At 40.8% G+C, this 12437-nt stretch carries 12 protein-coding genes; 8 read left to right on the plus strand and 4 right to left on the minus strand.

What is annotated here, in order from left to right; translation table 11 throughout:
- Positions 1 to 116 precede the first annotated feature (116 nt).
- Both QNN06_RS27075 and QNN06_RS27080 read right to left on the minus strand, forming a co-directional pair.
- Positions 117 to 758: a YcnI family copper-binding membrane protein gene (locus QNN06_RS27075; protein ID WP_284036309.1), complete on the minus strand. Its 642-nt coding sequence runs from the start codon at positions 756 to 758 to the stop codon at positions 117 to 119.
- A gap of 23 nt (positions 759 to 781) precedes the next feature.
- Entirely contained in the window at positions 782 to 2356 is a 1575-nt protein-coding gene (locus QNN06_RS27080; protein ID WP_284036310.1) for a copper resistance CopC/CopD family protein, read from the minus strand.
- A 183-nt stretch (positions 2357 to 2539) separates the two neighbouring features.
- On the opposite strand from QNN06_RS27080, the gene QNN06_RS27085 reads away from it, so the two are divergent.
- From QNN06_RS27085 to QNN06_RS27120, 8 genes are all read left to right on the plus strand, one after another.
- Entirely contained in the window at positions 2540 to 3331 is a 792-nt protein-coding gene (locus QNN06_RS27085) for a sensor histidine kinase (protein ID WP_284036311.1), read from the plus strand.
- 2 nt (positions 3332 to 3333) lie between these two features.
- A complete protein-coding gene (locus QNN06_RS27090) occupies positions 3334 to 3975 on the plus strand; it encodes a response regulator (protein WP_213118001.1) in 642 nt (213 codons plus the stop codon).
- A gap of 230 nt (positions 3976 to 4205) precedes the next feature.
- Positions 4206 to 5435: an efflux RND transporter periplasmic adaptor subunit gene (locus tag QNN06_RS27095; RefSeq protein ID WP_284036312.1), complete on the plus strand. Its 1230-nt coding sequence runs from the start codon at positions 4206 to 4208 to the stop codon at positions 5433 to 5435.
- Positions 5419 to 6102, plus strand: a complete 684-nt coding sequence (locus QNN06_RS27100) for an ABC transporter ATP-binding protein (protein WP_213117696.1) — start codon at positions 5419 to 5421, stop codon at positions 6100 to 6102. The genes QNN06_RS27095 and QNN06_RS27100 overlap by 17 nt, the downstream gene beginning before the upstream one ends.
- A complete protein-coding gene (locus QNN06_RS27105) occupies positions 6099 to 7304 on the plus strand; it encodes an ABC transporter permease (RefSeq protein ID WP_284036313.1) in 1206 nt (401 codons plus the stop codon). Before QNN06_RS27100 ends, QNN06_RS27105 begins: the two co-directional genes overlap by 4 nt.
- A gap of 199 nt (positions 7305 to 7503) precedes the next feature.
- Positions 7504 to 8289 (plus strand): amino acid ABC transporter substrate-binding protein, encoded by a 786-nt coding sequence (locus QNN06_RS27110; protein ID WP_217032221.1) that lies wholly within the window; start codon positions 7504 to 7506, stop codon positions 8287 to 8289.
- Between the two features lie 75 nt (positions 8290 to 8364).
- Complete coding sequence (locus QNN06_RS27115; protein ID WP_284036314.1) at positions 8365 to 9024, plus strand: amino acid ABC transporter permease; 660 nt, start codon at positions 8365 to 8367, stop codon at positions 9022 to 9024.
- A gap of 17 nt (positions 9025 to 9041) precedes the next feature.
- The gene (locus tag QNN06_RS27120) at positions 9042 to 9788 is read left to right on the plus strand and encodes an amino acid ABC transporter ATP-binding protein (RefSeq protein WP_254124330.1); all 747 of its coding nucleotides are present in this window, start codon (positions 9042 to 9044) and stop codon (positions 9786 to 9788) included.
- A 53-nt stretch (positions 9789 to 9841) separates the two neighbouring features.
- Here QNN06_RS27120 and QNN06_RS27125 read toward each other — a convergent pair whose 3' ends face one another.
- Entirely contained in the window at positions 9842 to 10576 is a 735-nt protein-coding gene (locus QNN06_RS27125; RefSeq protein ID WP_213117692.1) for an urease accessory protein UreH domain-containing protein, read from the minus strand.
- A 316-nt stretch (positions 10577 to 10892) separates the two neighbouring features.
- Positions 10893 to 12368 carry an alanine/glycine:cation symporter family protein gene (locus QNN06_RS27130; RefSeq protein ID WP_213117691.1) on the minus strand — a complete coding sequence of 492 codons (1476 nt, stop codon included), beginning with the start codon at positions 12366 to 12368 and terminating at the stop codon, positions 10893 to 10895.
- Positions 12369 to 12437 lie beyond the last annotated feature (69 nt).

Consider the following 12437-nt stretch of genomic DNA (forward strand, 5'->3'; position numbering starts at 1 on the left):
CTAAACCTCCGAAGCAAAAGAATATTCTATATCATTATTTATTTTATATTTTTACTACTAAAAAATATATAGGGGTGTCCCTAAAAAGGAACACCCCTATTGTGTTAACAAACCTATTATTTCTTTTTCAAAGAGAACCCTAAGGCAATTAACCCTACTAAGAGTGCTGCGATAGAAAGGTAAAGCGCCGTATTGGATGATGCTTTATTCTCCGTATTTTGTGCGTGATCAGCCGCAGTATCCGCCGTTTTATCTGTTTGGACAGCCCCATGACCATGTCCGCTATCACCCGTAGCTGGATGTACGACTGTTACAGAAGCAGGCTTATCCGCATCCGCTGCTCCAACCCATTCAACGACATTGCCATCCTGGTAAGTTTGGTAGGCCTTCCAGACAATTTTCTCAGCTTTGTCGCCAACTTTTCCGGACATGTTAAACATCGCAAATTCTGTCGGTGATAAGCCTTCGCTTTCAGTAGTCCAGGTAACACTTGTGATTTTGCCTGTCGCATCCTTTTGAACGTCATATTTCCAGCCCGGTTTTGGTTCAAAACGAGTAACATCGACATCATCAGGAATTTTTACTTCAATTTTCGTTGTTGGTGCCTGCTCATTTTCTGAAGGTACTTTAACCGTGAATACTTCATATTTTCCCTGTGATGTCTCACTCGGCTGAACAGTAACATGGGCACTGGCGACGCCAGCAAATAGAGATAATGCCCCAATAATTGATAACATATATGTTAAAAGTTTTTTCATAATAAAAATCTCCTATCCGTTTTTTAATAAACAACAAAATCTTTCCGATACACGGTTTCATTATCCTCCGAATCCAGAATCCGGACCTCTGCTGTCCAGTTCCCTGCAAACGGCAGGTAGCTGCCATCGGTCATAAAATGCGCATACTTCCCTTGGTCATAAACCTCCAGCGGGACATGAATCGGTGCGACATCGGAATTGTCTTTATTGATTAAATAAAGCTCAATTCGTTTAATCCCCAGCCCTTCCTCATGAGAATTCGCCTCCACCATGAATGAGTTGGTACCAGGCACCTTAGGTGAAATGCTTGTTGTAAAATCCATTCCTTCCACTTTTTCATGCCAATGTAACGGTTTATTTTCCGGAATCGGGCTAAGGTAGGTAAGAGCCCCCACGATACATACAATGCTGAGCATGAGAATAAAATCCAGCTTTACCAATCTTCGAATGTTTCCTTCATCCTGTTTTTTTAAATATAAACGTAACGCCGCAGCAACCGCTATTACGACTAAAACGAGATTAGTTTTAACTATTAGCAGGGTTCCCCATCGGGTTTCCAAAAGGTACTGGATTTTTGGCAAATAAATAAAGGTAGAAATCAATCCCGTTCCAATCAACACCACCATACTGATAAGGGCCGCAGCAGAAAATAATTTAATAAACTTTTGGACGTGTTCTTGAAACTTTTTAATATAGAGCAAAATATAAAGCAATCCGCCTGCCCAAATGGCTGCTGCCAGCAAATGAAGCAAGTCCAAGGAAACAGTTAAGAGCCTCGGTTCAAAGGCAAACGCATGGCCGTTGACACTCTTTGCTCCAAGAATCAGCACTACCCAGACACTATCTACCCATGGATTGCGGAATAATATGACAAACCCAAGCAGCAATAAAATAGTCGTGATCATCCATGATAGACCTGCTGTTGTATCAATTATCATGGCGATTAAGTTACTTAGACTCCATTGGTCCAGGTACCCTCCTGCCAACATGGCGCCAAATTCGAAATTGGCAATGATAAAGACCATTAACAAAAGACGGGCAATACTTTCATGGCTTTGCTTTAATTCATGCAATAGCACCAATTGTTTTCTTGCCATTGCCCCCCACCAAATCCATCCTGCAGCAAGAAGCAGCGCAAGATAGTAGAAAATTCGTCCAACCGAAGTTAATGGGGAAAGTTCATCCCCTTGTTGAATCGGGACAGTCTTACTTTTACCAGCAAAGCCTTCTCCAACAGAAAATATGTAAGACCCCTTTACAGGATGACCATCCGCGGAAACTACCTGATAGGATACTGTATAATTTCCATCTGCTAATTTAGGTAATTTCAAGTCCAATTCCTTTTGATCAACACTAAGCTTGGCCTTTGTTCTGCCGATTTCTTCCCCGTTTTCATCGAAAACCTTTAATGTAAAAAATTCATTCTCCAGCCTTTCATTAAACGTTAGTGTTATTTCTTTTGGGGAAGACTGTAAGTGGATATCTTGAGCCGGTACAGCCTTTTCCAAAACAGCATGGGCGAATGCTGCCTTCGGTGTTGCTAGTAAAAACAGCACCCAAAATAATAAGGTATAAGAAAGGGATTTTTTCAAAGTCACCGTCACCCCCTTTTTCCACTATAAAAAAGTTTTCTAATATAAAATTAAGATTTTCAGCCCTTTTTTTATATGACTCTTTGGGGCTATTTTTTAAAAAAACAGCCGAATGTGTTCATAAAACGGTCACAGTATTGTATCGTTAGTTAAAGCAAAAGAAATGCCATCTATAAAGGAGAAGCCTTGATGTCCTACCGTTTCCTTCCGTTTCTTACCGCTTTAATCCCGACTATTTTAATTGGCGGTTTTGAATTTTTCCGCCATAGCGAACTTCTCCATCAAATTTCGATGGAGATTGGAAATTATTTAATTACTATCCTTACTTTTCTTATTTCATATGCCTTCGCCCTTTGGGTTTTCCATTTAATGAAAAAACAGAATAAACGAATCACCGTTGAAAGGGAAATGCGGGTGATTTATGAAGAAAGAGAAAGGTTGGCAAAGGAGTTACATGACAGTATTGCCCAAACTCTGTTTTTATTAAAAGTTCATCTAAAAAAAGGCAAGCATGATGAGTCCGGAGCTCTCGTGAACTCGATTGACACCCAACTGCGGCAGGCAATTTTCAACTTACGAATGAGCCCAGCAAAGGATGTTTCTTTTTCAAAAAGGATCGAAAATTGGCTGGAAGACTGGAGTGTGGTTTCGGGGATTGATGTCGATTTAAGCCTGCAGTTAATAGATGCTTATTTCACAGCTGCCGAAGAGGTACAGCTTTTCGGCATTATCCAAGAGGCTTTTACAAACATCCGAAAACATTCAGAAGCATCTAATGTTACTTTCCATTTTCATGTGCAAGAGGACGAATGGACTCTGAAGATAGAAGACAATGGAGTTGGATTTAAAGTATCTAACATCGGACTGAAGCAATACGGTGTTTCGATGTTACAGGAGAGGTCCGAAAGGCTCGGGGCTATTTGTGAAATTGATTCTAAAGAAGGCCGGGGAACAAAAATTATTGTGAGAGGGATGAAATAATGGTGCATCCATATCGTATTATTATTGCTGATGACCATCCCCACGCACGGGAAGCCATCGTTACCATGCTTGAGGATGACTCTACTTTTCAAATTGTAGCGAGTGCCAAGAACGGTATGGAAGCCATCGAACTTTGCGAGAAACATATCCCAGACATTGTCTTGATGGATATTGAAATGCCCGTGATGAATGGTTTAGAAGCCACAAAAATGATCAAAGAAAAATTCCCCTATATTAAAGTTATCATCCTGAGTGTTTCCGACAATGTTGCAGATTTGTTTACCGCCGTACAATACGGTGCCCAAGGCTATTTGCTAAAAAATATGGATCCTGATGATTGGCTCCAATATCTGCATTCAATCGTAGAAGGAACGAGTGATGCCACACGGGGAATGGCAGGAAAACTTCTTTATCAATTCAGAGAAAAGGACCTTCAGGTTTCCCCTTCCACAAGATCGCTGACTCCCCGTGAAAAAGAGATTCTGTTATTGCTTACAGAAGGGATAACCAATAAACAAATTGCGGAGCATTTATTTATTGCGGAAAACACGGTGAAAAATCATATCAAAAACTTATTGGAAAAACTAGGGCTGGAGAATCGTGTCCAGCTTGCTTCCTATGCTTTAAAACATTTGAAAGCGTAAAAAGGCTCTTTTAGTAAAATCTAAAGGGGTCTTTTACTTCTTTATGACACCATCCTTTCCAGACTATTTTTTCTAAAAATTGAACCCAATCAGTTTAAAATCTCGTCATAATAATAGATAATTTTCCAATTATCTATTAAATCTCCCATATTTATATTTTTATTGTAATATTTACCAAATAATTTATAGTTAATATGAGAGAAAAATAAATTACTAGACGGGGGTTCATTGTGAAAAAAAAGGTTTGGATTTGGATTGTATCGATTATTGCAGTATTAATCATCGGGGGAACGACCGCTTATTTTATTACTAAGCCACAGAGTCAAATGGCGGGAGCGGAACCAAAAACAACAATGGGAATTACCGTTCAAAAAGTGAGTCAGAAAGAACTTGCCCAATCTATTCTCGTAACCGGGAAAATTGTGCCGGAAAGTGAGCAAAAGGTCTTTATCGATCCCCAAAAAGGGGCGATTAAAGAAATTAAGGTAAATGAAAACCAGGCAGTCAAAGCCGGTGATGCGCTGGTAGTTTACGATTCCGCCAAAATAGAAAACGAACTTACTAGAGCCGCCCGCAGCAAAGATTTGCTCACTAGCAGGGCAAAAACAGAGCAAAATCAAATTGCTGACCTAACGAAGCGCCTTAATGATGCGAAGAAGAAATTGCAGACACAGGCTTCCAATTCGGAAAGGACGGAAGAGGCTCCTGTAACTCAAGAAAGTGTAAATCAGCTTTCGAATGAAAAAATCCAGTTGGAAATGCAATATGAAAGCACAAAATCCGAAATTGCCACTACCGAAGATCAGATTAAAGAGCTTACTGCTCAGAAAAATGACATGACGGTTGTAAGCAAAATGGATGGCATAATCGTGAAGGTTGACCCTAACGTCGCCAAAACGGAAACCGGTTCAGCAGAACCTGTCATCCATATTATTTCAAGTCAGCCATATAAAGTGATTGGGACTATGAGCGAATTTGACGCTGTCAAAATTCAGCACGGGCAGCCAGTCATTATTCGCCCAAAAGTTTATAAAGACCGGGAATGGAAGGGTACGATCGAATCTGTTTCCCAATTCCCTACGGAAGACGGCGGAGGCGGCGGAGAATTCGGCGGACCTCCAGGCGGAGGCAATGTGACGATGTATCCGTTTAAGGTCGCGATTACCGATGATACTTCAGAGCTGCGGCAAGGCTTCCATGTTTCATTAGAAATTAAAGTGAGCGGCGCCGAAAAACCACTTGCGGTTCCACACCCAGCGCTTGTCGATGAAGGAGGCGCCAAAGTTGTCTATGTTTTAGTGGATAGAAAGTTGGAAAGACGTGAAGTGAAAACAGGCGCAATGAATGATGAATTCATCGAAATTAAGGATGGAGTAAAGCTGGGTGAGCTTGTCGTGATTACGCCAAACGAACAAATCCATGATGGAATGGAAGTGACCTCTTTTGATGAAGTTAAATAAAATCACAAAGGTTTATGGAAAGGGGTCACTCGAGGTTCCAGTCCTGCATGGAATTGATTTAACCATTGAAGATGGAGAGTTTATTGCGATTATGGGGCCATCGGGGTCTGGAAAGTCCACCTTAATGAATATCATTGGGTTTTTGGATTACCCGACATCTGGAACCTATGAATTGAATGGCGAAGTTATCAGCTCCGCAAAAGAGAGCATCTTGGCAAAATTGAGAAATGAGCATATTGGCTTTGTTTTTCAACAGTTTTTTATGTTCCCCAGGGATAATGCTTTGAAAAATGTTGCCTCCCCGCTCATATATGCAGGGATATCAAAACGGGAAAGAACCGAGAGGGCGAAGCAACTGCTGACCAAGGTCGGCTTGGAAGACCGCATGAAGCATCTCCCCAGCGAATTGTCAGGAGGTCAAAAACAGCGGGTCGCCATTGCAAGAGCTCTTGTCAACAATCCTACAATTATTCTAGCAGATGAGCCAACCGGGGCTCTTGATTCAAAAACAAGCGCCCAAATCATGAAGCTATTTACCCAGTTGAACGAGGAAGGAAAAACGGTGATTATCGTTACCCACGAAGAAGAGATAGCAGCCTACGCGAAGAGGATTATTACAATAAAAGATGGCATGATTACCGATGACCGGAGTGTGGTGGCCTCATGAATATATGGGAAAGCTTTAAAATCGCCCTTTCTTCCATTTGGAATCATAAGGTACGGTCCATCTTGACGATGCTTGGGATTATTATCGGGGTTGCCGCTGTTATCATTATAGTGGCAATCGGCCAAGGTACTAGAACCAAAATGACGAATGAATTTTTCGGAACCGATAAAAATGCAATTAATATTTTCTATGAATACATGCCTCCCGAGGGTGAAGAGCCGACGTTTTGGATGGAACCTGAGCTGACCAACGATGATGTCCAAACACTTGCTGAGGTTCCCGGCGTGAAAGCGGTGATTGCGACTAATCAAGGCTATGGAATGATGGTACGCAATGATGTGCAGGGAGACATGCAAATCACCGGTGTCGGTGCCGAATACTTCTCTGCCAGAAAAATTAAGGTACTGGAAGGGCGTTCCTTCTATGCGGCAGATAATGACGGTCTAAATCGCGTTATCATGATCGATACCTTCGCCCGGAAGAAATTCTTCAAGGAATCTGAACATCCCATTGGTGAAATAATTGATTTAAACGGCAATCCTTATAAAATCGTAGGTGTCTATGAATCACCGATTCCTGAGCAATTCCGCAACAAGGATAACGGTGAAATGATGATGCCTCGGGCCGTCATTTCTATGATGTTTGGCAATAGGGAAATTGAGCAATTATCTGTGATTGCCAGCGATCCTGAGAAAGTTTCAGAGACTGGCAGGCTGGCCGCTGAAACCTTGACAGAAAAAAAAGGACTGGAAGATGGCAAGTATACAACCAATAGCTTCGAAGATTATGAAAAAGAATTAAATAAGATGATATCGTTGCTGACACTGCTGATTGGAAGTATCGCCGGTATTTCTCTCTTAGTTGGCGGGATTGGCGTCATGAACATCATGCTTGTATCTGTCACGGAACGAACAAGAGAAATTGGCCTTCGAAAAGCAATCGGTGCTACAAGGAGAAAAATCCTCCTGCAATTTCTAATCGAAGCGATCACTCTAACCTCTTTAGGCGGCCTAATAGGCATGGGGTTAGCCGCAATCGGTACGATTATTGTGTCTAAATTATCTCCTATCACAGCCACAATGAGTCCTTTAATCGTGTTAATAGGAATCAGTTTTTCTGCCTTTATCGGGATTATTTTCGGCATCCTCCCTGCTAACAAAGCATCCAAGCTTAGTCCAATTGATGCATTAAGATATGAGTAAATACTTTGGTAAAAAGCTCCGACAAAACTGGTCGGAGCTTTTTCCTTTTAAAAAAACGGCTTAAATCAAGAGGTTAAATTTTCGTAATATTGTTATTATTATTCTCATATTGTATTAGATGATATTTTAGTATTATAATATGGTAGTGTGATAAAGTACTAAAGCAATTAAAATTAAATATAAAGGTGGTTTCTATAGAATGAAACGTATCGCAACTATGATTCTAGCAATAGCTGCAGTATTCGCCATCGTAACGGGATGCTCTTCTAATTCTGCTGAAAAGGCTGCTAAGGCTGATGACACGTTAGTAATCGGTATTGATGATAAATTTGCTCCGATGGGATTCCGTGATGAAAAGAACGAAATCGTTGGTTTTGATATTGATTTCGCAAAAGCAGCGGCTGAGAAAATGGGCCAAAAGGTTAAGTTCCAGCCAATCGATTGGAAAACAAAAGAATCCGAATTAAGCTCCGGCCGAATCGACCTTATTTGGAACGGTTACACCATTACAGATGAACGTAAAAAGAAAGTTCTTTTTACAAAGCCTTATTTAAAAAATGCGCAGGTAGTTGTTACCCGCTCTGATTCTAATATAAAAAAATTAGCTGATTTAGAAGGGAAAGTGGTTGGCTTACAATCTCTTTCATCTGCATCTGATGCCTTAGATGCTAATCCAATTAAAGACAAAATCAAAACAGTGACAGAATTTAAAGATAATGTTCTTGCACTGAACGACCTAAAGAGCGGCAGATTAGATGCTGTTGTCATTGATGAGGTTGTAATAAAGTACTATATGTCTAAAGAAAAAGAATCCTTTAAGATTCTTGATGAATCCCTTGCTCCTGAAGAGTATGGAATTGGCGTGAAAAAAGGAAATGAAAAGCTTCTAGATAAACTGCAAAAAGCACTGGATGAAATGAACGAAGACGGCACTGCCGCTAAAATTTCAGAAAAGTGGTTTGGCGAAGATAAAGTTTTAAAATAATAATAATAATAACGAAGATTATACGGAACAGGATTTCCATAGGAAACCCTGTTTTGTTTTTGGAGGAATCCTTCTATGTCTTTTGATTATATCGTCTCCATTCTTGGTCCGATGCTCGAAGGGGCCCAGATGACCATCCTGTTGTTTTTAATTGCCATTGCCGTATCTATTCCGCTTGGCTTTTTATTGACACTGGCTGTCAGAAGCCGCTTTAAGACGCTTTCCAGGCTTGCCCAAACCTATATTTATGTGATGCGCGGCACACCGCTTTTGTTGCAGCTACTATTTATTTGTTTCGGTCTGCCGATGATTCCGGTCATTGGCGAATATTTGGTATTAGACCGCTTCGTTGCAGCTTGTTTAGGGTTTATCCTGAACTATGCCGCCTATTTTGCCGAGATCTTTCGCGGAGGGCTTCTGGCTATTGATAAAGGACAATATGAAGCTGCACAGGTTCTTGGCTTAAATAAGTTTCAAACAATGACTCGTGTCATTTTACCGCAAATGTTCCGCATTGCTCTTCCGGCCGTAGCGAATGAATCAGTGACTTTGGTTAAAGATACCGCCCTGCTTTATGCCGTTGCTGTACCAGAATTGCTCCACTTTGCCGAGACAGCGGTAAACCGCGATTTTACTATTGCGCCTTTTCTTGTTGCCGGTATTATTTATTTAATCATGACGTTATTCTTAACCATGTTCTTTAAATGGATTGAAAAACGGTTCAATTTTGCATAGGAAAGGAGCAGTGGAATATGGCAATCATCGAAGTAAAGAATCTAAAAAAATCGTACGGCCATTTAGATGTTTTAAAACAAATTACCTTTGATGTAAATAAAAATGATGTGGTCGCTGTCATCGGCCCCTCCGGTTCTGGTAAAAGTACAATGCTTCGCAGCCTGGTACAGTTAGAAACAATAGACGGCGGCAGCATCTGTGTTTCCGGAGATTATTTGGTGAAGGATGGAGTCTATTCTAAACCAGCCGACATCAAGAATATTACCGCCAAGATGGGCATGGTGTTCCAACACTTTAACCTTTTTCCACACTTAACGGTCAAGGAAAATCTGGAACTAGCGCCTAAATTGGTAAAAAAGCAAGCACCATCAGCCATTCAACAGCAAAGCAAAGATATTCTTGAAAAAATTGGTCTCTCTAGTCATGCCAATGCCTACCCATCCAACTTATCGGGGGGCCAAAAACAGCGGGTAGCCATCGCCCGAGCACTGATGATGAATCCTGGTATCTTGCTGTTTGATGAACCTACTTCCGCCTTGGATCCAGAGTTAACAGGTGAGGTTCTACAAGTAATGAAAGATTTGGCCAAAGAACACATGACAATGATTGTGGTGACCCATGAAATGGGCTTTGCAAAAGAGGTAGCCAATCGTGTTATTTTTATGGATAATGGTGAGATTGTAGAATCTGGCCATCCAGCTGAGCTTTTCGAAAACCCGCAGCATGAACGGACGAAGGCTTTCTTGAATCGCAGTTTGAAATAATTATAATATATTCTTAATTAACAAAGGCAGTATGTCCAATCATACTGCCTTTGTTATAAGGACCAATAAGTTAATGTATCAAAAATCCCCAAAAGCAGCATGACAATTCCCGCTGACCTTTGAATGAATGCCCCGAACTTTCTACCCTTTTTCATGATCATACCGCTTCCGCCAAGGTACCAAATGATCAACATGATAATTAATAATGGGATGGCCGTCCCTAAGGCAAATACTGGAGGAAGAATAAATCCATACGGACTAGAGAGCACAACTGGCATTAAGGTAACAAAAAACAGAATAAACATGGTCGGACAAAAGGCAAGTGAGAAACTAAACCCAAGCATAAAGGATCCAAAAGGATTTTCATGTTTGTACTCTTTCGTTGCCTTAAAGAGATTGAATGTCCCTCTAAATTTTATGATTCCTACCATAAATAGTCCCACAAAAATTAATAAGGGTCCCATTATCTTGCGAAGCCATGGAAAAACAAAGGTAAGGTTTTGTTCAATTTCTTTTCCAAGCAGCCAAACCAAAACACCCAATAGAGAAAAAGCGATTATTTTTCCCAGAGTAAAAAAGAAAACATCCTTCCAGGCAATTTTCTGTTGAATCGAACGGTTGCCATAAAGGGTGATGGCACTAATATTCCCGGTCAGCTGGCAGGGCGCAAGCGCTCCTACTAATCCAAGAATTAACGCGAAAATAATCGGCCATGATTCTAAACTATTCGCCATTTCAAAAAACGGTTGGCTTAACACTGCACTGATTTTGCTAAATAAATTGTACATGATATCACCTTACATACCATTTTTATAGAATTAGTCTAACATACAAACATTCACGTTTTATGGAGAAAAAATGACGAAATTAAAACCTTTAGGAGATTTGCCCTCTTAAATTCGGTGCTTTAGATTTGCTTTTTTTAAAATCAGGGAACTTATTTTTCTGTTAGACCGCTTATATAGAGTGGATAAATCCCGGTCGAGAACAACTGTCGGCTTCGGGCAGGGCACTTGCTTTATCATAAAATTAAGGAAATAAACAAAGGCAACAGGAAATTGTTACTCACCCTGTTGCCTTTTCCTGCTTTATAAACTTTTCTGCTTAATTTGCTACACGTTTCTTTCCATCTTTTTCTGACTTTTTATAACCATCAGCCCAGAAATCTGCATTCTTGATACCCAATTTAGTTGAATTGAACTCCGGATCTAGCCCTTGCTTCAGCTGTGCTTCATAATCCTTTAGAGCAATATGTGCTGGTTTGAATAATAAAAGAATTGCCAGCAAGTTCAACCATACCATGATTCCAAGTCCGATATCCCCCATGGCCCACGCTGTTTCCGCGGTCTTTACTGATCCATAGAAAGTGGCACCTAAGAGGACAATCTTTAAAACTGTCATAGATAATTTCCTATTTTTACCCTTTACTAAATATGCAAGATTTGTTTCCGCAATATAGTAGTAGGCAAAAATAGTTGTGAAAGCAAAGAAGAATAGAGCGATTGCAATGAATCCTGAACCTAATCCAGGCAGGATGGTATCAACTGCTGCTTGCGTGTAAGCAGGACCACTCTCCACTCCCTTGAGGTGCTCAACTAGGATTTTGCCCGTTTTTTCATTAATAGTATTATACGAATTTGTAAATAGAATCATAAATGCAGTCGATGTAACGACTAGGAATACATCAAGATAAATCGAAAATGCTTGTACAAGTCCTTGTTTTGCCGGGTGTGATACTTCTGCGGCAGCTGCAGGGTGGGCACCTGTACCTTGTCCTGCTTCATTCGCGTATAGACCGCGTTTTACACCCCACATTATGGTAGAACCGAGAATTCCGCCAAACATTTCTTCCGCTCCGAAAGCACTCTTAAAAATAAGGGAAAATACTTCAGGAATTCTATCAAAATTAACCGCAATGATGGCAAGAGCAATTAATAAATATCCCCCGGCCATAAACGGCACGACAAATTCTGCGACTCTAGCAATCCGCTTAACTCCTCCGAAAATAATAAGCCCCATTAGGAACACAACTACTAAACCAGTTACCGTCCTGTCAATGCCAAATGCATTGCTGACGCCCTCTGCAATGGAGTTTGCCTGAATGCCCGGCATCAATACCGCCATAGCAAGGAGAGTGGCAATCGCAAAAATAACCGCAAACCATTTCCAACCAAGCCCTTTTTCAATATAGAAGGCCGGACCGCCTCGATACTCTCCGTCTTGCTTTTCCTTGTAAATTTGTGCAAGCGTTGATTCCACAAAAGCGGATGCTGCACCAATAAAGGTAATCACCCACATCCAAAACACAGAACCTGGTCCTCCGAATGCAATTCCCGTTGCCGTTCCAGCAATGTTACCGACACCTATACGGCCTGATAATGACATGGCCAATGCTTGAAAGGAAGATACCCCCTCATTGGAACTCTTACCGGAAGAGATTAAACGAATCATTTCTTTAAAATGACGAATTTGCAAAAATCCGGTGCGGACACTAAAGTACAGCCCTACCGCAACGATGAAGACGATGAGTGGCGGGCTCCATAAATAACCTGTAATGCTTGTGACCAGTTTCTCAAACATAAATTTCCCCCTTTGTTATGTACTACAAATTTTCTCCCCCAAAGATGTTATATAACAAGGTGATAAAAA

The organism is Neobacillus sp. 114, from assembly GCF_030127045.1.
Classification (GTDB): Bacteria; Bacillota; Bacilli; order Bacillales; family Cytobacillaceae; genus Neobacillus; species Neobacillus rhizophilus.

What these genes read in the sequence shown, in the direction of transcription:
- QNN06_RS27125 (WP_213117692.1), bottom strand. Translation starts at nt 10,576, where the DNA reads ATGTACAATTTATTTAGCAAAATCAGTGCAGTGTTAAGCCAACCGTTT.
- QNN06_RS27120 (WP_254124330.1), top strand. Translation starts at nt 9,042, where the DNA reads ATGGCAATCATCGAAGTAAAGAATCTAAAAAAATCGTACGGCCATTTA.
- QNN06_RS27110 (WP_217032221.1), top strand. Translation starts at nt 7,504, where the DNA reads ATGAAACGTATCGCAACTATGATTCTAGCAATAGCTGCAGTATTCGCC.
- QNN06_RS27075 (WP_284036309.1), bottom strand. Translation starts at nt 758, where the DNA reads ATGAAAAAACTTTTAACATATATGTTATCAATTATTGGGGCATTATCT.
- QNN06_RS27115 (WP_284036314.1), top strand. Translation starts at nt 8,365, where the DNA reads ATGTCTTTTGATTATATCGTCTCCATTCTTGGTCCGATGCTCGAAGGG.
- QNN06_RS27105 (WP_284036313.1), top strand. Translation starts at nt 6,099, where the DNA reads ATGAATATATGGGAAAGCTTTAAAATCGCCCTTTCTTCCATTTGGAAT.
- QNN06_RS27130 (WP_213117691.1), bottom strand. Translation starts at nt 12,368, where the DNA reads ATGTTTGAGAAACTGGTCACAAGCATTACAGGTTATTTATGGAGCCCG.
- QNN06_RS27085 (WP_284036311.1), top strand. Translation starts at nt 2,540, where the DNA reads ATGTCCTACCGTTTCCTTCCGTTTCTTACCGCTTTAATCCCGACTATT.